Origin of the sequence: Paludisphaera soli (genome assembly GCF_011064595.1) — a bacterium.
In the GTDB taxonomy this organism is placed as follows: Bacteria; Planctomycetota; Planctomycetia; order Isosphaerales; family Isosphaeraceae; genus Paludisphaera; species Paludisphaera soli.
The window spans coordinates 127,560-147,986 of the sequence record NZ_JAALJI010000002.1; the positions used below are offsets into that span (position 1 = coordinate 127,560).

General features: G+C 72.0%; 14 protein-coding genes. 10 read left to right on the forward strand and 4 right to left on the reverse strand.

The features are described 5' to 3' along the window. The first annotated feature begins 20 nt into the window (after nucleotides 1-20). From G6O68_RS03440 to G6O68_RS03450, 3 genes are all read left to right on the forward strand, one after another. Nucleotides 21-1,034, forward strand: coding sequence for a DUF1559 domain-containing protein (locus tag G6O68_RS03440; protein ID WP_165244850.1), 1,014 nt, complete (start codon nucleotides 21-23; stop codon nucleotides 1,032-1,034). 64 nt (nucleotides 1,035-1,098) lie between these two features. Beyond that, nucleotides 1,099-1,551: a hypothetical protein gene (locus G6O68_RS03445; protein WP_165244853.1), complete on the forward strand. Its 453-nt coding sequence runs from the start codon at nucleotides 1,099-1,101 to the stop codon at nucleotides 1,549-1,551. An 11-nt stretch (nucleotides 1,552-1,562) separates the two neighbouring features. Further along, on the forward strand, nucleotides 1,563-7,064 hold the full coding sequence (locus G6O68_RS03450) for a neutral/alkaline non-lysosomal ceramidase N-terminal domain-containing protein (protein ID WP_165244855.1): 5,502 nt from the start codon (nucleotides 1,563-1,565) through the stop codon (nucleotides 7,062-7,064). A 25-nt stretch (nucleotides 7,065-7,089) separates the two neighbouring features. On the opposite strand, the gene G6O68_RS03455 is transcribed toward G6O68_RS03450, so the two are convergent. After that, nucleotides 7,090-7,884, reverse strand: a complete 795-nt coding sequence (locus G6O68_RS03455; RefSeq protein ID WP_165244857.1) for a class I SAM-dependent methyltransferase — start codon at nucleotides 7,882-7,884, stop codon at nucleotides 7,090-7,092. A gap of 636 nt (nucleotides 7,885-8,520) precedes the next feature. Here G6O68_RS03455 and G6O68_RS03460 point away from each other — a divergent pair. Together G6O68_RS03460 and G6O68_RS03465 are read left to right on the forward strand one after the other, a co-directional pair. Continuing rightward, nucleotides 8,521-9,468, forward strand: a complete 948-nt coding sequence (locus G6O68_RS03460) for an FHA domain-containing protein (protein ID WP_165244859.1) — start codon at nucleotides 8,521-8,523, stop codon at nucleotides 9,466-9,468. 49 nt (nucleotides 9,469-9,517) lie between these two features. Further along, a complete protein-coding gene (locus G6O68_RS03465; RefSeq protein ID WP_165244861.1) occupies nucleotides 9,518-10,528 on the forward strand; it encodes an AAA family ATPase in 1,011 nt (336 codons plus the stop codon). A 31-nt stretch (nucleotides 10,529-10,559) separates the two neighbouring features. On the opposite strand, the gene G6O68_RS03470 is transcribed toward G6O68_RS03465, so the two are convergent. Beyond that, a complete protein-coding gene (locus G6O68_RS03470) occupies nucleotides 10,560-11,384 on the reverse strand; it encodes an NAD-dependent protein deacylase (protein ID WP_165244863.1) in 825 nt (274 codons plus the stop codon). 300 nt (nucleotides 11,385-11,684) lie between these two features. Between G6O68_RS03470 and rffA the strand changes: the two genes are divergently transcribed. The 4 genes from rffA to G6O68_RS03490 are packed head-to-tail and all read left to right on the forward strand — an operon-like array spanning nucleotide 11,685 to nucleotide 15,503. Then, nucleotides 11,685-12,890: a dTDP-4-amino-4,6-dideoxygalactose transaminase gene (gene rffA / locus G6O68_RS03475; RefSeq protein WP_240911025.1), complete on the forward strand. Its 1,206-nt coding sequence runs from the start codon at nucleotides 11,685-11,687 to the stop codon at nucleotides 12,888-12,890. Beyond that, complete coding sequence (locus G6O68_RS03480; RefSeq protein WP_165244865.1) at nucleotides 12,866-13,663, forward strand: GNAT family N-acetyltransferase; 798 nt, start codon at nucleotides 12,866-12,868, stop codon at nucleotides 13,661-13,663. Before rffA ends, G6O68_RS03480 begins: the two co-directional genes overlap by 25 nt. Nucleotides 13,664-13,678: 15 nt before the next feature. Beyond that, nucleotides 13,679-14,695, forward strand: a complete 1,017-nt coding sequence (locus tag G6O68_RS03485; protein ID WP_165244867.1) for a glycosyltransferase family 2 protein — start codon at nucleotides 13,679-13,681, stop codon at nucleotides 14,693-14,695. Beyond that, nucleotides 14,685-15,503, forward strand: a complete 819-nt coding sequence (locus tag G6O68_RS03490) for a class I SAM-dependent methyltransferase (RefSeq protein WP_165244869.1) — start codon at nucleotides 14,685-14,687, stop codon at nucleotides 15,501-15,503. Before G6O68_RS03485 ends, G6O68_RS03490 begins: the two co-directional genes overlap by 11 nt. Before the next feature lie 12 nt (nucleotides 15,504-15,515). Here G6O68_RS03490 and G6O68_RS03495 read toward each other — a convergent pair whose 3' ends face one another. After that, complete coding sequence (locus G6O68_RS03495) at nucleotides 15,516-17,123, reverse strand: hypothetical protein (RefSeq protein ID WP_165244871.1); 1,608 nt, start codon at nucleotides 17,121-17,123, stop codon at nucleotides 15,516-15,518. 188 nt (nucleotides 17,124-17,311) lie between these two features. Between G6O68_RS03495 and G6O68_RS03500 the strand changes: the two genes are divergently transcribed. Next, nucleotides 17,312-19,555 (forward strand): hypothetical protein, encoded by a 2,244-nt coding sequence (locus tag G6O68_RS03500; protein ID WP_165244873.1) that lies wholly within the window; start codon nucleotides 17,312-17,314, stop codon nucleotides 19,553-19,555. A gap of 4 nt (nucleotides 19,556-19,559) precedes the next feature. On the opposite strand, the gene G6O68_RS03505 is transcribed toward G6O68_RS03500, so the two are convergent. Then, a complete protein-coding gene (locus G6O68_RS03505; protein ID WP_165244875.1) occupies nucleotides 19,560-20,417 on the reverse strand; it encodes a cyanophycinase in 858 nt (285 codons plus the stop codon). Nucleotides 20,418-20,427: the final 10 nt, after the last annotated feature.

The following is a 20,427-nucleotide window of genomic DNA, read 5'->3' on the forward strand; positions in this document are numbered from 1 at the left end:
TCCTGAAGTGAGGAGCGCCCATGCCACGTCGCCGTTCCGGGTTCACGCTGATCGAACTCCTGGTCGTGATCGCGATCATCGCGGTCCTGATCGCCCTGCTGCTCCCGGCCGTCCAGTCGGCCCGCGAGGCCGCCCGGCGGTCGCAGTGCACGAACAACCTCAAGCAGATCGCGCTGTCGCTGCACAACTATCAGTCCGCCCTGAACACCCTCTCGCCCGGCAAGAAAGGGGACGCCTGGGGGAGCTGGATGGTCTGCCTGCTGCCGTACATGGAGCAGGTCAGCTCGTTCAACGCCTGGAACTACATGGGGAACAACTCGGGCGAGCCCGGCTACGTCGACTTCGACCTGCGCTACAACGGGGCCTGCAACATCACGGTGACCTCGGCGCGGATCTCGGCCTTCATGTGCCCCAGCGACGGCAACAACGGCTCGCTGAGCGGGATCGGCATCAACCTCAACGGCGAGACCAAGCTGGTGACCTCGCAGAACTACGTGGTCAACTTCGGCAACACGATGATGCAGCAGCGGACGCTCGACGGCATGCCGTTCCGGGGCGCGCCGTTCACCTGCATCGGCTCGCCGTTCGTGGACATCGCGGGCTACCGCGAGCGCGAGCAGGCCGGCGTCCCCAACACCTGCTATTCGTTCGCCGCGATCACCGACGGCCTGAGCAACACGATGATGCTCTCGGAGCAGCTCGTCGGCCAGACCGTGGGGGGCCAGCTCGACCTGCGGGGCTTCTCCTGGTGCGGCCCCCTGGGGACTTACACCGCCTGGACCGGGCCGAACAGCCGCACCCCCGACGTCATGTGGCCGGGCCTCTGCAACTCGCCGCGCGGGGGCGTCAACCCGCCCTGCACCACGGCCGACGTCACCTGGTATACGGCGGCCCGGAGCAAGCACTCCGGAGGCGTGAACGTCGCCATGTGCGACGGCAGCGTGAAGTTCATCAAGGATTCGATCAGCCTCCCCACCTGGTCGGCGATCAGCAGCACTCAGGGCGCGGAGATCGTCAGCGCCGACGCCTTCTGAACACCCACCCGCCCAGGCGACGGCCGCCCCCTCCGGGGCGGCCGTCGATCGGAGATCGAGACGCATGAAGACCTTCGCCATCGCCGCGGGCCTGCTCGCGACGCCCGTGCTGCTTTCCGCCCTCGCCGGCTGCGGCGAACCCGGCGACGACCTGCCGCGCGAGCCGGTATCGGGTAAAGTGACGATCGAAGGCGAGCCGCTCGCCAAGGGATCGATCCTGTTCCGCCCGTCGGGCGGGGGCGCCGAGGCCGGCGGGACCGTGGAGGCGGGAGCCTTCACCATCCCCCGGGTCGACGGCCCAACGCCGGGCAAGTACCAAGTTTCGATCACCGAGGCGGTCGACCGCCCCGAGGAGGACAAGCTCGGGAATTTCTCGCTGCAACCCAAGACGAAGCCTTCGAAGACGGTGATCGGCGGGCCCCTGGAGGCCGAGGTCAAGGCCGGGACGCCGAACGAGTTCACCTTCGACTTCGCGAAGGTGGACGCCTCGAAGCGATCGAAGAACCAGGCCCGATGAGAGGAACTCCGATGAGGAAGCTCCGATTCCCGGCCGGGCTGCTGCTCGGCCTGGCGACGCTGAACGTCGCGTCCGCTCGATGCCAGGCCGGGGAGGTCGCCGTGGGCGTCGCCCGCGTCGACGTCTCGCCGACCGGGCCGATCTGGCTGCACGGCTACCTCGCCCGCTCGGCCGAGTCGACGGGCGTATCCCACCCGATCTTCGCCAAGGCGCTGGCGATCGGCGCGGACGACCAGAAGCCCGTCGTCCTGGTCTCGGTCGACAGCCTGGGGGTCTCCGACGAGATCGTCGGCGAGGTCGCCGCGCGATTGGAGAAGAAGGCGGGGCTTCCCCGCGAGCGGCTGGCCCTGGGGGCGTCGCACACGCACTACGCGCCGATGCTCGCCGGGGTCGCCCCCAACATCTTCGGCAAGCCGATCACCGCCGAGCAGCAGGCCCGCGTCGACGCCTACACGCGCGAGTTCATCGACAAGCTGGAGCGCGTCTGCCTCGACGCCCTGGCGGACCGCAAGCCGGCGAACCTCTCCTGGGCGCAGGGACGGGTCGGGTTCGCGGCCAACCGCCGCACCAAGGGGGGCCCGGTGGACCACAGCCTGCCGGTCCTCCGCGCCGTCTCGCCCGACGGCAAGGTCCGGGCCGTCGTCACCAATTACGCCTGCCATTGCACGACCATCAACCCGTCCGAAAACCTCGTCGACGGCGACTGGGCCGGCGCCGCCCAGCGCGGGATCGAGGCCGACAACCCCGGCTGCATCGCCCTGACCGTCGTCGGCTGCGGGGCGGACTCCAACCCCAACCCCCGGCGGAACAGCGCCGACTCCGAGACCCACGGCCGGGCCCTGGCCGACGAGGTCGCCCGCCTGATGGCCGGCGAGTGGAAGCCCGTCGAGGGCCCCCCCGCCGCCGCCATGGAGCGGTTCGACCTCCCCTACGACACGCTGCCGACCCGGGCCGACCTGGAGAAGCTGGTCGCCGCCGGCGGGCCTCCGGGCTACAACGCCTCGGTCCAGCTCGCCAAGCTCGACCGCGGGGAGAAGCTGCCCGAGACCCTCTCTTACTCCGCCCAGGCCTGGAAGTTCGGCGACGACCTGATGATGGTCTTCCTCCCGGGCGAGGTGGTCGTGGACTACGTGCTGCGGATCAAGAAGGAGTTCGACCCGTCGCGGACGTGGGTCACGGCCTACGCCAACGACGCGCCCTGCTACATCCCGTCCGAGCGCATCCTCAAGGAGGGCGGCTACGAGGGCGGCGGGGCCATGGTCTATTACGCCCGCCCGACGAAGTTCAAGCCGGGCCTGGAGCAGATCATCCTCGACGCCGTCCACCGCGTGGTGGGTGCCAGCTTCGAGCCCCCGGCCGACAAGCCCGAGGCCGCCCAGGCCGACGACGAGAACCCTCCCGCGCTTTCCCCGACCGAGGCCCTCCAGAGCTTCCGCACCCGTCCCGGCCTGAAGATGGAGCTGGTCGCCGCCGAGCCGCTGATCGAGAGCCCCGTCGCCGTCGACTTCGGCGCCGACGGCAAGCTCTGGGTCTGCGAGATGCGCGACTACCCGTCCGGCATGGACGGCAAGTACAAGCCCGGCGGCGCGATCAAGGTGCTGGAAGACCGCGACGGCGACGGCCGCTACGACACGGCCACCACGTTCATCGAGGACCTCGCGTTCCCCACCGGCGTCACCTGCTGGCGCAAGGGGGTCCTGATCTGCGCCGCGCCCGAGATCATCTACGCCGAGGACACCGACGGCGACGGCAAGGCCGACGTCCGCAAGACGCTCTACGAAGGTTTCGCCACCGAGAACTACCAGGCCCGGGTGAACGGCCTCGCCTACGAGGCGGACGGCTGGGTCTACGGCGCCAACGGCCTGATCGGAGGCCGGATCCACGGCCGGGCCAGCGGCGCGGAGGTGGACCTCGGCGGCCGCGACTTCCGCTTCAAGCCCGACCAGGGCGTCTTCGAGCCGGCGTCCGGCCTGACCCAGCAGGGTCGCGTCCACGACGACTGGGGCAACCAGTTCGGCGGCAACAACAGCGTGCTGCTGCAGCACTATCCGCTCCCCGACCACTACGTCCGCCGCAATCCCCGCGTCCCCGCGCCTTCCCCACTGGTCATCCCCAAGGGGGACGCCGATCCCGGGAAGCTCTTCCCGTCCAGCCGCACGCTGACCCGCTACAACGAGCCGCAGAACGCCAACCGGGTCACCGGCGCCAGCAGCCCCCTGATCCACCGCGACCCCCTGCTGGGCGAGGAATACCTCGGGAACGGCTTCGTCTGCGAGTCGGTCCACAACCTCGTGCGTCGGGTCGTGCTGAAGCCCGAAGGGGCGACGTTCGCCGGACGTCGCGCCGAGGACGAGCAGGACCACGAGTTCCTGGCCTCGGTCGACTCCTGGTTCCGACCCGTCCAGGTCCGCACCGGGCCCGACGGCGCGCTCTGGGTCGTCGACATGTACCGATTCGTCATCGAACATCCGCGCTGGATCAGCCCCGAACGGCTCGCCACGCTCGACGTCCGCGCCGGTGCGGATAAGGGCCGGATCTACCGCCTCGTCCCCGAAGGCCGCCCGCTGCGTCCGGTCGCGAACCTGGACGCGATGCCGACCGCCGACCTCGCCGCCGCCCTCGACACCCCCAACGGCACCGTCCGCGACACGGTCCAGCGCCTGCTCGACCACCGGGCCGACCACGCCGCCAAGCCCGTCCTGGCCCGGCTGGCCCGCGAGAGCGCGATCCCCGAGGCCCGCGCGCAGGCCCTGGCCGCGCTCGACGTCCTCGGCGACCTCGACGCCGACGTCCTCGCCGCCGCCCTGGGCGACGAGGAGCCGGTCGTGCGGGCCCGCGCCCTGAAGATTTCCGAGCCCCGGCTGGCCGCCGACGCCGCGGTGGGCCTCGCGGCCCTGAAGCTGGCCGACGACCCGGACGTCCGCGTCCGCTACCAGGCGGCGCTCAGCCTGGGCGAGTGGCCCTCGCCCGAGGCCGGCCGCGCCCTGGGCGCGATCGCCGCCCGCGACGGCGGCGACACCTGGCTCCGCGCCGCCGTCCTCAGCTCGGCCACGCCCCACGCCCGCGGCATCCTGGAGCGGCTGATCGCGGAAGCCGGGCCGAAGGGCCCGTCGTCGGCGCTGGTCGAGCCCCTGATCGCCACGATCGCCGGGGCGCAGGACCGCGATGCGATCGCCTCGGCCCTGGCCCTGATCGCCTCGGGGGGCGCGGAGAAGCCGGCCCGCTGGCGCCTGGGCGCGGTCGCCGAGCTGCTCGACGCCTCGCGCGACGACGCCCTGGCCGCCGATCCGGCCGTCGTCCCCCTCATCGCCGCCGCCCGCGCGATCGCGTCCGACGCCGAGGCCCCCGCCGCCGACCGGATCGCCGCCCTCCGGCTCCTGGGGCGGAACGCGGACGACCGCGACGCCGATCGCGCCGCGATCGCCGAGCGGCTCGACCCCGCCGAGCCCGTCGACGTGCAGGCCGCCGCCCTTCGAGGCCTGGCGCGGCTGGGCGACGCCGAATCGGCCGAGGCCGTCGTCGCCCGCTGGAGCCGGCTGGGCCCCGCGACCCAGGCCGCCGCGCTCGACGCGCTGATCGCCCGCGAGGAGTCCGAATCAGCCCTCCTCGCCGCGATGGAGGCCGGCCGCGTGCCCCCCTCTCAGATCGGCGCCCAGCATCGCGAGCGGCTCCTGCAGTCCGGCCCCGAGGCCCTCCGCAAGCGGGCCGAGGCCGCCTTCGGCTCGCTCAAGATCGGTGCGCGGCAGGACGTGCTCGCCGCCTACGACGAGGCCCGGACGAAGCCCGGCGACGCCTCGCGCGGGCAGGCCGTCTTCCAGAAAGCCTGCGCGACCTGCCACAAGCTCGACGGAGCCGGCGTGGAGGTCGGCCCCGACCTGGCGGCGCTCACGGACCTCTCGCCCGAGGGGCTGTTGACCGCCATCCTCGACCCGAACCGCGAGGTCGACGCCCGCTACGTCAGCTACAACGCCGCGCTCAACGACGGCCGGACCCTCTCGGGCCTGATCGTGGACGAGACCGCCAGCGCCATCACCCTGAAGCGCCAGGAAGGGCTGACCGACGTCGTGCTCCGCGACGACCTGGAGGAGATCGCCTCCTCGGGCCGCTCGCTCATGCCCGAAGGGCTGGAGAACGACCTCTCGCCCGCCGACGTGGCCGACGTGATCGCCTATCTGGGCCGGGGCTCGTCGCAGCCGAAGGTGCAGGACGGCAACCGGCCCGTGGTGGTGAAGGCCGGCCCGAAGGGCGTGATCCGCCTGACCGCCGCGAACGCCGAGATCTACGGCCCGAGCCTCGTCTTCGAGACCGAGCACGAGAACCTCGGCTACTGGCACGCCGCCGCCGACCGCGCCGCCTGGACCTTCGAGGTCGACCACGGCGCCATGTTCAACGTGGCCCTGGAGTGGGCCTGCGACGACGCCTCGGCCGGCAACGCCTACACCCTGGCGATGGGCCGCCACACGTACCGGGGCGTCGTCCCGGCGACCGGCGGCTGGGGCGTCTACCGGAAGGCGTCGATCACCAACGAGGTCTTCCACAAGGCCGTCCATCGGATCGAGATCCGCCCCGACGGCCCCCTCAACGGGGCCCTCGCGGACCTCCGTGCGATCATCCTGACCCCCGGCGAGGCCGGCGAGGAAGCGGCCGAGCCGGCGCAGGCCGCCGCGACCTCAAGGCCCGAATCGGTGGCCGACGTCGCCCGGACGATCCTCGACGACAAGGTCCCCGCCCCCGAGCGGGAGGCCCTCGTCGCCCGCCACGCCGACAAGTCGGCCGAGCTGATCGCCGCGATGGCCGCCGGCCTCGACCGCGCCGACGAGGCCGAGCAGTACCGCCGCATCCCCTGGATCTGGCGGGTCGCGATCGCCGCCGGCAAGCGCGACGACGTCGAGGAGATGCGGCGGATCCTCGAAGTCTCGCTGCCGGCCGTGGCCGATGCGAAGCTGGAGGACTGGCGATCGGTCGTGCTCGGCGGCGGGCTCATCAACGGCGTCAGCATGGTCGGGCCGATGCCGGGGGCCCGGTTCGATGCGATCCTGGCCGATTCGCCCGAGCTGAAGGCCCGTTGGGACCGATCGATCGCCCTGGCCGTCCAGATGGCCGACGACGAGGCCGTGCGGACCGGGACGCGTTACGACGCCCTCCGCATCCTCGGCGTCGAAGGCTGGGACGCACACGGCGAGCAGTTGGTCCGCTACCTGGCCGAAGGGGTCGACCCCGAGCTGCACCAGGGGGCCGTCTGCGCCCTGGGCGACGTCCCTTCGACCCGGATCGTCGCCCCGCTGCTGGAATGTCTGGGACGACTCACGCCGGGCAACCGCGCGTTCGCCATGCAGGCCCTCATCCGGGACGCCGACCGCCGCGAGGCGCTGGTCGACGCCCTCGAAGCCGGGCTGGTCAAGCCGGACGCGCTCGACGAAGGCGCGCGGAAGGCGCTCGTCGACCCCGCGAAGACCCGCTCCGCCGAGCGGGCGAGGCGACTGCTGGGAGAGTCGGCCCCGAAAGCCGAGTGAGCCGGCGCGGGGCGGGACCGGCCCCTCAGCCGGTCCGCCTCGCGACGGCGAACAGCGACGTCCCCGTCTTCAGCCGTCCCTTCAACGCCCAGGGCTGCTCCATCGCGTAGGCGAGCCCGAGCGCCTGCGGCCCGGGCCACGGCGGGAGCCGCAGGTGTCGGAGGTAGACCTCGGCCGGCGACTCCCCGGCCGCGGCCTTGTCCCTCCCCACGCGCCGCCGCAGGATCGGCGTCATCCAGGCGCCCCACCAGAAGACCGACTCGACCGCCAGGCCGGTGCCGTCGAACGCGGCCCGGAGCCGGTCGGGCAGGTAGCGTCGTCGGTGGCCCTGGATCGCGTCGAACTCCGAGAACAGGTCGGGCCGGGCGGGGACGCTGACGACGACCCGCCCCGTCCCCGGCGCGGCGAGCCGCCCGAGCACGGCGACGGCCGCGCGGTCGTCGTCGAGGTGCTCGATCACGTCGAGGGCCAGCACGGCGTCGAAGCCGGAAGGCTCGGGCCCGGCCGGCAGCGGGCGCGTCAGGTCGGCCTCGATCAGCGTGCGATCCGTCCTGTCGAGCGCGGCCAGGATGCGCGGCGAGACGTCGAGCCCCGCGGCCCGGTAGCCCCGACCCTCCAGCGCCTCCAGCGTGACGCCCCAGCCGCAGCCGGCGTCCAGCACCCGCGCCGGGGGAAGGACGCCCAGCCGGCCCAGCAGGGCCAGGGTGAGCCTCGCCCTGGCGCGCCACCAGGGATGGCGACGCACCAGTTCGCCGGTCCGGACCAGGATCTCCTCGCCCATGTGGTCGTCGGCGTCCCCTTGCGACCATCTGCGGATCATGCGAATCCCCTCGCCGACGTTCGTCCCCAGCCCGCCCTCGCGACGCCCGCCCGCCGGTTCGGGTCGTCCGGGTCGCGACGGCCGCGCGGAGGGGACAGCTTACCCGATCGCCCTGGCTCCGCGCGAGCCCCTTTCCGCTGGCGCTGGCCGATCCCCGCGGCCGAAGAGGAAGGAACGCGGAGGATGCGCGATCCTACGTACGCGGCCCCGAGCGGGGGCCGCCGGCGAAACGGCAGGGCGGGCCCGTCGTCAAGGGTTGGACTTCCGAAGGAATCCGTTAGAATGATGCTGGAACCTCGCCCACGAACTCGCTACAGGCGACGTTGCGAGGACGACACATCTCCAGCCTCGATCCGTCGGCAGGCGTGCGGCATGTGGATTCCCCGGCGACGATCCGATAGAGTCTCTCTGGTCGCCCGCTTGCGTGCGGTCGGGCCTTCGGGACGTCGTGCGGGCGGACGATCGGCGAGCGACGAGACGGGAAGCGTCGCGGGCCCGGACGCGAGGGAGCGGCCGACTTCGACGCGCGTGGGAATCGGCCGCGGTTTCGGTGAGGATCGGCTCTGACGGTTTGCGACCGTGCGTGGACGTTGGCCCCCCTAATCGTTGTTGACCGAGAAGGTCGGGACGGTTCTCATGAAAGTTCAGCTCATCGTCGTCCGGGGCAAGCCCGAGGGTAAGGTGATACCCCTGGTCGGCCCGAAGTTCAAGATCGGCCGCGGCGAGACCTGTCACCTCCGGCCCAACAGCGAACAGGTCAGTCGCGAGCACGCCGAGTTCTCGATCGTCCAGGGCGTCGTCGCCGTCGCCGACCTCGGCAGCCGCAACGGCACGCTCGTCAACGGCAAGGCGATCACCGAAGGCCCCTGCGCCCTCAAGGATCGCGACCTCGTCCAGGTCGGCCCGCTCACCTTCGCCGTGTCGATCCAGGACGCCCCGGCCCCGGCCGCCGCCGCGGTCAAGCCGGCCGCGCCCGCCGCAGCCGCAGCGGCCCCCGCCGCCCCCCCGACCCCCGCGCCCGCCGCCGCGAAGGCCCCGGCCGCCAAGGCCCCCGCGAAGTCGGCCCCGGAAGAGGTGCTGAACGAGGAGATCGACGCCTGGCTCGTCGGCGAAGCGACCGGGAGCGGCTCCGACGTCCCGACCAACGTCTACGGCGGCGACACGATCACGATCGCCGCGTTCAAGGACGCCGCCGAGGCCGCCGCCGCGCCGCCGCCCGCCCCCGTCCCCGCCGCGGCTAAGCCCGCCGCTCCGACCCCGGTCGAGGAGCCGGAGGAAGAGGAGGAAGCCGAGGTCGAGGAGGAGGAAGAGGAAGTCGTCATGGACACCCTCGACGACGAGGATGAGGACGACGAGGAGGGCGAGGACGACGACGAGGAGGAAGGCAAAGCCCCCGCCGTCGAAGAATTCATCGACGAGTCGAACCCGTTCTACGCCGCCAAGAAGGCCCAGCAGCAGGCCGCCAAGGGCTCGTCCGGCGGCGCCACGGGGGCCGGCGGCGCGAACCAGCAGTTCAAGGACACCAGCGACGCCGCGACCGAGATCCTGCGGAAGCTGATGGAGAAGCGCAGGGCGTCCAAGTAGCCCGCCGCCACGTCCCGACCCGACCGATCCCGGCTGGTGCCCGTTGCCGATGTCGAGCCCCGAAAGCCCCGCCGAAACGTCCCCATTCGAAGACGCTCATCGCGGCCTCGGCCTGCTGATCGAGCGTCTCGAAACGGTGGTCGTCGGGCAACGGCCCCTGATCGAGAAGCTGATCGTCGCCCTGCTAGCCGGCGGACACGTCCTCGTGGAGGGCGTCCCCGGCCTCGCCAAGACGCGGGTCGTGCGCGCCCTCGCGCAGGCCCTGGACCTCCCCTTCCGGCGCATCCAGTTCACGCCCGACCTGCTCCCCGCCGACCTGACCGGCACCCAGATCTATCGCCCGTCGACCGGGACCTTCGACGTCCGCCCGGGGCCGATCGTCACCAGCGTCCTCCTGGCCGACGAGATCAACCGCGCCCCGGCGAAGGTCCAGAGCGCGTTGCTGGAGGCCATGCAGGAGGGCCAGGTCACCGTCGGCGACGAGACGATCCTCCTGCCCGACACCTTCTGGGTCCTCGCCACGCAGAACCCGATCGAGCACGAGGGGACTTACCCCCTCCCCGAGGCCCAGCTCGACCGATTCCTCCTCAAGGTCCTGGTGGGCTATCCCGACCGCCAATCCGAGCTGGCCATGCTCGACCTGCCGAGCGTCGCCGAGGCCGCCCGCCCGGACGCCGGGCCTGACGAACCTCCGCCGCTGTTCAACCCCGGCGAGGTCGCCCGACTGCGACGGCTGACGGCCTCCATCCAGGTCGCGCCCGCGATCAAGGAGTACGTCGTCGACCTCGTCCGCGCGACCCGCGACCCCGAGGCCTACGGCCTGGGCCTGGCCCCGCTGATCGAGCTGGGGGCGAGCCCCCGCGCCACGCTCTCGCTCGTCCGCTCCGCCCGCGCGCACGCGCTGCTCGCCCGCCGCGAGTACGTCACCCCGCACGACGTCAAGTCGCTCGCCCGCGACGTCCTCCGCCACCGGATCGTCGTCAGCTACGAGGCCGACGCCGAGGGCCTTTCGGTCGACGACGTGCTGATGAAGATCCTCGACCACATCCCCGTCCCCTGAGGCCGCGCCCGCGCGGCCGGGCGGGGTCAGGTCAGGTGTGGGGCCACCAGGCCAGATGGTCGGCCCAGATCCGGTCGAGCGCCACGGCGGCCCGCGCGCGGATCTTCACGTCGACGAGATCGGACATGGCCGTGAAGTCGGGGTTGATCTCGACCGTGGGCTTCCCGGCCGCCTGCGCGAACCGCAGCGGGGCGACGATGTAGTCGAACAGGCTACTCGTCCCGATGCTGAACACCAGGTCGAACCCCTTCGTCAGCTGGATCTGCAGGAGGCGGATCTTGTCCGGGTCGAGCGACTCGCCGAACAGCACGACGTCGGGCCGGAGCACGGCCTCGCACGTCGGGCATCGCGGCGGGTCGTCGAGGCCCTCGTAGTGGTCGACTCGCGTCCGGAAGTCGCAGCGCGTGCAACGCAGGGCGTGCAGGCCTCCGTGGACGTCGATCACGTTCCGCGAGCCGGCCGCCTGGTGGAGCCCGTCGACGTTCTGGGTCAGGATCCAGACCGAGTCGAAGTAATCGTCCATCTCCGCGAGGACCTCGTGCCCTCGGTTCGGCCGCGCGCCGCGGCAGGCGCGCTCGATCTCCTTCAGGTAGCTCCAGGTGACGTCCGGGTGGGCGTCGAACATCGGCGCGGACAGGACCTCCTCGATCGAGAAGCCGTGGGGCGTCGGCCGGTCGGACCGATAGAGCCCCCCCACCCCGCGATAGGTCGGCACGCCGGAATCGGCCGACATCCCCGCCCCGGTGACCGCCAGGACGCGGCGGGCCCTCCTGAGCCGCTGGACCACGCGCTCGACGCCGCGCGCATCCTCCTCCGAAAGCTCGACGGCGAGATCCTCGGGGCGTGGGGGATGCATGCTCGGCCTCGCATGCCGGACCGCGCGGGGCGGCGGCCATCTCGATCCAGGGGGGAGGGTTGCCGCATGACGGACGGAACAAGTATGGCATGCGGGCGGAGTCGGTCGCCATCCCTCATCGTCACGAACGATCCGGCCATTAATCTCGACTCAACCGGCCTTCCGCGCCGATAGACGAGAGGGGCGCGACGTCGTCGGCCGGGCGGCCACGGAGCCGGGCGGCCACGGAGCCGGGCGGCCACGCCTGGTTCGCGCCGCGATCGCGGTGACGCGGGCCGAGACTGATTCAGGAGGGGCGGCATGACGCGGATGGGCCAGGATGCGAGCCGGACCTCTCACGCCGACGTCCCGATCACGGTCCCCTTCAACCGGCCGTTCATCGCCGGCAAGGAGCTGTTCTACATCGCCAGGGCGGTCACGCAGGGGAACATCGCCGGCGACGGCGAATTCACCCGCCTGTGCAGCCGGCTCATGGAGGATCGGTTCGCGATCCCCCACGTCCTGATGACCCCCTCGTGCACGGCGGCGCTGGAGATGGCCGCGATGCTCTGCGACCTGGGGCCGGGCGACGAGGTCATCATGCCCTCGTTCACGTTCGTCTCCACCGCCAACGCCGTCGCCCGGCTGGGCGCGAAACCGGTGTTCGTCGACGTCCGCGAGGACACGCTGAACCTGGACGAAACCCGCATCGAGGACGCCGTGACCGACCGCACCCGGGCCGTCTTCCCGGTCCACTACGCGGGGGTCGGCTGCGAGATGGACGTCATCCTGGACGTCGCCCGCCGTCGCGGGCTTCGCGTGGTCGAGGACGCCGCGCAGGGGGTCGACGCCTACTACAAGGGGCGGGCCCTCGGCTCGCTCGGCGACCTCTCCGCCTTCAGCTTCCACGAGACCAAGAACTTCATCTGCGGCGAAGGGGGCGCGCTCGGGATCAACGACCCGGAACTGCTCGAACGGGCCGAGATCATCCGCGACAAGGGGACGAACCGGCGCCAGTTCTTCCGGGGCCAGGTCGACAAGTACACCTGGGTCGACGTGGGTTCGAGCTACGTCCCCAGCGAGATCTGCTCGGCCTTCCTCTACGCCCAGCTCGAGTTGACCGAGACGATCAACGCCTCCCGCCGGGCCAAGTACGACGCGTACCTGCGCCGGCTGGAGCCGCTGGAGCGCGAGGGCCGGCTCCGCCTGCCGCGGACGCCCGAGCATTGCCGCAGCAACGCCCACCTGTTCTACGTCCTGCTCCCGGACGAGGCGACCCGCGACGAGCTGGCGGCGCACCTGCGGAGCCGAGGCGTGCTCGCGGTCTTCCATTACGTCCCGCTCCACGCGTCGCCGATGGGGAGGAAGTTCGGCTACCGCGAGGGGGACCTGCCGCTCACCGAGGACGCGAGCCGACGGCTCCTGCGCCTCCCCCTGTTCCACGAGATGACCGCCGACGAGCAGGATTTCGTGGTCGACCAGATCGAGGGCTATTTCCTCCGATGCAAGCGACGTCCCGCGGCCTGAGCGCCGCCCCCCCGCACCGGCTGCCCGCGCCGAGCGTCAAGCCGCTCGCGTGGGACTCCGCGCACTTCGGCGGCGTCGTCGGCCGGATCGTCGCGGACGAGCCGGAGGGGCTCGCCCGGGCCCTCGCCGCCGCGCGTCGGGACGGATATTCGCTCGTCTACATCTTCTCCCCCCCCGATTTCGCGATGCCGGCCGCGTTGCTGGCCGAGTTCGACGGCCTGAAAGTCGACGACCGGGTCGTCTTCGCGGCCGACCTCGACGCCAGCGAAGCCCCGACCCCCGTCCCCGATTCCTTCGCGGTCGTCGAGGCTCCCCGAGGCGAGCCGTCGCCAGGGCTCGTGGAGCTCGCGGTGGCGGCCGGGGCGTGCTCGCGGTTCGGCGTCGATCCGAGGATCCCGGTCGAGGCGTTCCGGCGCCTCTACGAAATCTGGATCGCGCGAAGCTGCCGCCGCGAGACGGCCGACGCGGTGTTCGTGGCCGAAGGGCGCGACGCGCCGGACGACCCCCTGGGCCTGGTCACGGCCTCGGTCCGGGGCGACGCGGCGACGATCGGGCTCGTCGCGGTCGGCGCGCACGCCCGCCGCCGGGGGGTGGGCCGCGCGATGCTTCATCACGCGCATTCCTGGCTCGCGGCCCAGGGCGTCCGTCGGGTCGAGGTGGCGACGCAGCTCGCCAACGAGCCGGCCTGCTCGCTCTATCGGGCCTGCGGCTACCGCCCGGCCGTCCGCGAGACGATCCATCATTTCCGGCCGCGGCCCGCGGCCTCGGCCTGACGCGGGAAGGTTCTCATGGCGAACGTCGACGTCTCGGTCGTGGTGCCGGTCTACAACTCCGAAGGGACGCTGCGGGCGCTCGTCGACCGGACGCTCGCCGCGCTCGAAGCGACCGGAGCGAGCCACGAACTCGTCTTCGTCGAGGACGGCAGCGCCGACGGCTCCTGGCGGACGCTACAGGCGATCCAGTCCCAGCATCCCGACCGCGTGACGATCGTCCAGCTCATGCGCAACTACGGCCAGCACAACGCCCTGATGTGCGGATTCCGACGCGCCCGGGGCGACGTCGTCGTGACGATGGACGACGACCTCCAGAACCCGCCGGAGGAGATCCCCAAGCTGCTCGACGCCCTCCACGGCCGCGACCTCGACCTGGTCTACGGCCTCTACGAGTCCAAGCGGCACAGCTCCTGGCGGAACGCCGGGTCGCGGCTGGTCAACGTGTTCTACCGCGCGGTCTTCGGCAACGACGTCACGGTCGCCTCGTTCCGAGCCGTCCGCCGGCCGCTGCTGGACGCGATCCTCGCCTACGACCTGAACTACACGTTCGTCGACGGCCTGCTCGCCTGGAACACGCGGCGGATCGGCCAGACGCCGGTCGCGCACCATCCTCGGGGCGAGGGGCGTTCGGGCTACGACCTCCGCAAGCTCCTGGGGCTGGCGTTCAACCTGTTCACCAACTTCTCGATCGTGCCGCTGCAGCTCGTCACGGCGTGCGGCCTGGCCGTCTCGGCGCTGGGGTTCTTGCTGGCCCTGTACTACCTGGTCTGCGCTCTGGCGTCGGAGATCGCGGTCCCCGGCTACGCATCCACGATCATCGCGATCTTGATAATCGGCGGGACGCAGCTCCTGGGGCTGGGGATCATCGGCGAGTACCTGGGCCGGCTCCACCTGAACGTGAACCGCAAGCCGCAGTACCGGGTGAGGCAGGAGTCGTCCGACGGCCGGGCGGCGACGCATCGAGTCGACGCCGCGCACGGGCGGGAGGCGCGGTCGCGCGTCGGGGTTGGGGAGAGTTCCCATGTCGACTGAGGTCCGGGAGAAGGCCGTCGTCCATCGGGACGACGAGTACGACAGCCGCGAGTTCGTGATGCTGCGTCGGATGCAGGACCGGCATTTCTGGTATCGCGGCCGTCATCGATTCCTGCTCCACGCCGTGCGCCGACAGGTCCGAAGGGCGGCGCGGGTCGTCGACCTGGGCGGCGGCTGCGGCGGCTGGGTCGACTACCTGGCGAAGCGGGCGGGCTCGCCGATCGACGAGCTGGCGCTCGCCGATTCGTCGCAGGCCGCGCTCGACCTCGCGGCGGACGCACTCCCCGAGGGCGTCTCGCGGCACCGGGTCGATCTGCTCGACCTCCCCTGGTCGAATCGATGGGACGTCGCGTTCCTGCTCGACGTGATCGAGCACATCCCCGACGACGGCGAGGCGCTGCGGCAGGTGCATCGGGCCCTCGCGCCCGGCGGCCTGCTGTTCATCACCGTCCCGGCCATCCGGTGGTTCTGGACCTGGAACGACGATTTCGCCCGCCACCAGCGCCGCTATCATCGCCGCGAGCTGGCCGACCTCGGCGTGGCCTGCGGATATGAAGTTGTCGAGGCGCGTTACTTCATGTTCCTGCTCAGCCCGCTCTTGCTGCTGAGCCGGGCCGTCGCGGGCCGTCGCGTCGCCGAGGCTTCCGAGGAGGAGCGTCGCGCTCTGGCGCTGAAGATGCACGCGGTCCCCTCGGCCCCGATCAACGGGCTCCTGACGGCGGCCTTCGGCCTGGAGACGCCGCTCGGGCACCACCTGACGTTCCCCTGGGGGACTTCGCTCCTGGCCGTCCTCCGGAAGCCGGCCTGACCGGCCGTCGACCTACCGCGAGAGCACAGCCGAGCGGCCGTCGTCGTAGACGACTCGCGGGTAGTTCACGCGGACGTACTCGTCCAGATAGGCGTGCGCCGCGCGACCCCGACGGGCCAGGTTGTCCGAGGGCCAGGCCGAGCCCGTCCGGGGTGCGGCGGGGGACGGCACGACCACGAGCGCGGGGGGCTCGGCGCGGATCGCGTCGAGGTTGGCCTCGGCGTCCTCGGGCCCGTCGAACACGCCCGCGTAATAGCCGTGCAGCCGGCCGCTGAGCTTCCGACGCGCCAGGGGGAGGAGTTGGGTGTCGAGCGGGAAGACCAGAACCGGGTCGTCGGGCGTCGAATTCTCGCGGAGGAACCGGACGACCCCGAGCGCCGGGTGGGCGTGATCATTCGCGAGCGGCCGGGCGAGTTGGCGGAGCCGATCGGCGGGAGCCGACCCGATCGTGACGAGGTCCCACCGGGCGTACGGCGTCATCCCGTACGTCGCGTAGGCCAGGCCGCAGGCGACGAGCAGGCCGAAGGCGCCAAGCCCCCAGCGAGCCGGCCGGGGCAGCTCGGGCGAACCGACCGCGCGGCGGATCGTCGCGAGGGTCGCGAAGGCCGCGACGATGATCGGCGGGACCACCTGCAACAGGTGCGCGGGGTCCCTGCGGTGCATCGCCTGATGGACGACCGCCAGGCCGATCAGCCCCGAGGCCAGCAGGAATTGCGAATGCCCATCGCCCTGCCCCCGCAGGCATCGGAACGCCCCGACGGCCGTCGCCACGAACAGGACGGCCGCGGCCGAGGCGAAGGCGATCACGACATGCGGAAGCGGCGGCATCGGCGCGGCCATCCCACGGGAGACCACCAGGGCCCCGTGGAACGACGAGGCCAGGAAGGCCCAGGGAGCCGACGGCCCCCCGACGGCCGCCAGGTACGCCATCCAGGCGAGCGGGAAGACGGCCGCGGCGGCGAGGAACGTCGCCAGCGACGGGACGAGCCGTCGGTCGGGCCGCCTCGCCTCCACGACCCCGATCATCGCGACGAAGGCCGCCCCGGCGAACGTCCCCATGTCCAGCCGGTAGAGCCAGCTCAGGCCGACGACCAGGCCGCCCCGGATCAGCCACCGCCGCTTGCGGTCATCGGGGGCGTCGAGCCAACCCTGGACGGCCCAGAGGGCCGCCAGCGGGATCAGCCAGACGTACCACTTGTAGTAGCGGGCCATGAGCGCGTAGCCCGCGAGCGCGGCGGCGATCCCGGCCGTTCGCGACCAGTCCCGCCTCACCAGCAGGTACAGCAGGGCGAAGCAGAGCGAATATCCGCCGGCGCAGAGCAGCGTCTCACCGAGCAGCGAGCGGCTCAGGCTCAGCCCCAGGGCGCTCGTGTACATCGCCATCGGGCCGTAGACCGTCACCAGGTCGAGGCCGGGCGTCTTGCCCAGGAGCACCTGGCCGCCGATGCAGAGCTGATAGCCGTGGTCCCGGCTCGTCAGGAAGTAGTCGAGCCCCGGGGCCTTGAGCAGCAGGACCGTTAGGGCCGCCAGGAAGACCACCGCCGCCGCGGCCCGATCGACGGGCCGGTTCGTGGTCGGCGATCCGGCGGGAGGCTGGGGGGTCGGGCGGGATTGGGTCATGGAACAGCCCCGGGACGGCGGCTCGCCGGATCCGCGCCCCTCCGTGCGAGGCGTCGTCGACACGGTTCTTACCGGAAGCCCGAGATCGACGCAACGCGAACACGGCCCCTCGGACACTGGAACGACAGCGGGCGGAGGTCTATGCTGGCGAGCTGGGATTCTTGGGAGTCGCGTGCGAGGACGTCCTCATGGGTCGACTTGACGGAAGCTGCGACCCCCGGGCCGCGGAGAGGCGGGCGGACCGGCCGGCCCGGCTCGCCCGCGCGGGGCTCGTGGCGGCGGTGGGCCTCGCGGGGGTCCTGGCGGTCCACCATCCGATGCTGCTCTCGGGGTTCCGCAGCATCCAGACGGATCTGGTGGACAGCCGATTGCTCCACTACCTGCTGGAGCACGGCTGGCTCTGGGCGACGGGCGACCCGGGCCACTCCCGGCTGTGGGACCCGCCGTTCTTCCACCCGGTCCCGAACGTCCTGGCGTTCACGGACTCGATGGTGGGCTACGCTCCGCTCTATTGGCCGTGGAGGCTGGCCGGCTTCGCGCCGGAGACGGCCTTCGGGATCTGGATGGTGACGGCGACCGTCCTCAACTACGCGGCCGGGGTGCTCCTCTTCCACGACGGCCTGAAGTTCCGGGCCGCGGCGACGGCGGCGGGGGCGGGCCTGCTCGCCTTCGGGGCGCCCCGGGTGAGCCAGCTTCAGCATCAACAATTGCTGCCGTTCTTCTACGTCATCCTGTCCCTGTACGCGCTGCGCCGGGTCTTCCGCGAGCCGGATCCGGGCCCCGGAGAGCGGGCGGCCTGCTGGGTCGCGGCGGGCCTGGGGGCGGCGATGCAGTTCTACGGCGGCGTGTACCTGGGGTGGTTCTACGTCGCGTCCGTGGGTGCCGCGACGGCCGTCGGCCTGGCCTCCAGGACCTCGCGCGGCCCGCTGCTGGAGGTGCTGGCGCGCGACTGGTGGGCCGTGGCCGCGGGCCTGGCGGCGGCGGGGGTCGCGCTCGTGCCGTTCCTCGCCCATTACCTGCCCGCGGCGCGCGAATACGCCTCGGGCTTCAATCATATCCAGCGGTACACGCTCGCCCGCCCCTGGTCGTGGTGGAGCCTGGGCGAGGCGAACTGGTTCTGGGGATGGGTCGAGAGGCGGTGGCCTCGCGAGCCCAACCCGTTCCTCTGGGAACACCACCTCTCCGTCGGCTACCTGACCACGGCGGCCTGCGTCCTCGGGCTCCTGGCGGCGCGGGGGCGGCCGCTGCCGCGCGTCGCGATCGGCTTCACGGTCCTCGTGCTGGCGACGATGACGACGCTGCCGAACCCTGGGGTCATCCTCGCGGCCTGGGCGGCGATCGCCTTCGCCTTGGGGCTGCTGTTCCGCGAGCCCGACTGGAGCGAGCGCGGGGCGGCCGCGTTGGTCGCGACCACGGCCCTCCTGGCGTGGCTCCCCCCCATCAACGCCTACGTCGTCGCGCTGACCGTGACGATGATCGTCCTCTGTTTGGGGAGGGTCTTCGCGCGTCGGGGCCGGATCGACGAGCAGATCCTGCCGGCGGCCGCGGCCACGCTCCTCGTCTGGCGGCTCTTGCCGATCGCAACGACGGCGACGATGGCGGCGATGTTCGCGCCGGCGGCAGCCCTGGCGGGCTACTATCTCCCGGCCCGTCGCGGCGCGGCGGCCTTCGCGGCCGTCGCGGCGAGCCTGGCCGCGACGGCCTGGCTGATGTTCGAGAACCGGCCCTGGATCCTCGTCGGGGGGACGGCCGGCGCCTTGATAGCCTGGGCGTCGGCCTCGGTCCCGCCGGAACGGCTGCGCCTCGGTTCGCGAGGCCTGGCGTGGCTCCTGGCCGTCGCCTTCGCGATCGTGGTCGTGATCCACGGGCACGACTCGTTCTGGACGGCCTTTTCGCCCTGGATCCCGGGCTCGCTGGCGATCCGCGTCCCCGCGCGCGTGGCGCTCGTCCTGCTCGTCCCCGCCGCCCTGGGGTTGGCGATCCTGGTGGAGCGGCTCGATCGAGGCCGTTGGGGCGCCGCGGCGTGGGGCGTCGCCCTCGTCTGCCTTGCCGAGCAGACCTCCACGTCCCCGACGTTCGAGGTGACTGAGAGCCGGGCCCGCATCGCCGAGGTCTCCCGGGACGTCCGCCCCGACGCCGAGGCGTTCTATTACGAGCCCGTCGGCGCGAACGGTTTCATCCTGTACGGGCTCGACGCCATGTGGGCGTCGATCCAGACGGGGGTCCCCACCATCAATGGCTACTCGGGCTGCTTCCCCACGGACTGGCGGGGGTTCGCCCTGGTGGACACCCTGGGATACCCCCCGACCGAGGTCGTGCTGCAACGCTGGTGCGCGAAGTACGGCCTGGACCCGGATCGCGTGCAATGGCTCAACCGTCGCGAGCCGTCGTCGCCCCCGCAGGGGGACGAAGTCCCGGCGTCGGCCCCATGACGGCTCAGCGGTCGCCCCGAGCCTCGCGCGCCATCGGGCTCCAGGATTCCAGCTCCCCTCGCTGGCCCTCGTGGAAGACGTCGAACCGCGGCGGGGCCCCGGCCGGGCCGTCCTTCGAAGGCCGGCAGACCACGACGTACGACTCTCCGGCGATCTGGAACTGGTTCTTCGCCAGGTCGACGATCAGGGCCGTCCCCTCGTCGATGGCGACCCCTGCCGCCAGTTCCGGATGCTCCGCCAGGACGCCCAGGAGCCGGTTCAGGCGGCTCCGCCGCAGTGCATGCTGGTCGACGACGACGCCCGGGAGGAAGCCGAAGCCCGAGCCGAGAGACGCCTTCTCGGACCCGCCCGTGATCATGACCTTGGTCATGATCGCCGCGCCCGCCGAGGTGCCCCCGATCACGCCGCCCCGGGACAGGACCCGCCGCAGCGCGGCCTCGGTCGCGGTCCCCAGGTAGGCCTCGGTGATGCGGGATTGATCGCCGCCGCTGAACCAGACCCCGTCGGCCTCGTCGAGCTGGGCGGCGAATTCCGCCTCGTCGGCCTTGTCGCGCGACCGCGTGTGGAGCAACTTCACGGACCCGGCCCCGCGCTTCCGCCAAGGCTCCAGGAATTCGTCCAGCTCCGGCCCCTGGGCGTCGGCGTCCTGGCTGGCCGTCGGGACGACCACGATCCGCGAGCGCGGGCCGCCCGCCAGCTCGACGAACCGCCCCCGGACCGAATCGGGCAGCCCGCCGCCCCCGCAGATCACCAAGCTTCCCGCGGCGGGGACGTCCTCGCCGCGAGCCGGCGGAGCGACGAAGGATGACGAGAGGAGGGCCAAAAAGCCGAGTCCTTGAACGACTCCGCGAATCCGGGGCATGATGGGATCC

Bases quoted from the DNA above. Each gene is read 5' to 3' on its own strand.
- G6O68_RS03495 (WP_165244871.1), bottom strand. From the start codon at position 17,123: ATGACCCAATCCCGCCCGACCCCCCAGCCTCCCGCCGGATCGCCGACC.
- G6O68_RS03505 (WP_165244875.1), bottom strand. From the start codon at position 20,417: ATGCCCCGGATTCGCGGAGTCGTTCAAGGACTCGGCTTTTTGGCCCTC.
- G6O68_RS03470 (WP_165244863.1), bottom strand. From the start codon at position 11,384: ATGCATCCCCCACGCCCCGAGGATCTCGCCGTCGAGCTTTCGGAGGAG.
- G6O68_RS03440 (WP_165244850.1), top strand. From the start codon at position 21: ATGCCACGTCGCCGTTCCGGGTTCACGCTGATCGAACTCCTGGTCGTG.
- G6O68_RS03465 (WP_165244861.1), top strand. From the start codon at position 9,518: ATGTCGAGCCCCGAAAGCCCCGCCGAAACGTCCCCATTCGAAGACGCT.
- G6O68_RS03450 (WP_165244855.1), top strand. From the start codon at position 1,563: ATGAGGAAGCTCCGATTCCCGGCCGGGCTGCTGCTCGGCCTGGCGACG.
- rffA (WP_240911025.1), top strand. From the start codon at position 11,685: ATGACGCGGATGGGCCAGGATGCGAGCCGGACCTCTCACGCCGACGTC.
- G6O68_RS03455 (WP_165244857.1), bottom strand. From the start codon at position 7,884: ATGATCCGCAGATGGTCGCAAGGGGACGCCGACGACCACATGGGCGAG.
- G6O68_RS03490 (WP_165244869.1), top strand. From the start codon at position 14,685: ATGTCGACTGAGGTCCGGGAGAAGGCCGTCGTCCATCGGGACGACGAG.
- G6O68_RS03460 (WP_165244859.1), top strand. From the start codon at position 8,521: ATGAAAGTTCAGCTCATCGTCGTCCGGGGCAAGCCCGAGGGTAAGGTG.
- G6O68_RS03485 (WP_165244867.1), top strand. From the start codon at position 13,679: ATGGCGAACGTCGACGTCTCGGTCGTGGTGCCGGTCTACAACTCCGAA.
- G6O68_RS03445 (WP_165244853.1), top strand. From the start codon at position 1,099: ATGAAGACCTTCGCCATCGCCGCGGGCCTGCTCGCGACGCCCGTGCTG.
- G6O68_RS03480 (WP_165244865.1), top strand. From the start codon at position 12,866: ATGCAAGCGACGTCCCGCGGCCTGAGCGCCGCCCCCCCGCACCGGCTG.
- G6O68_RS03500 (WP_165244873.1), top strand. From the start codon at position 17,312: ATGGGTCGACTTGACGGAAGCTGCGACCCCCGGGCCGCGGAGAGGCGG.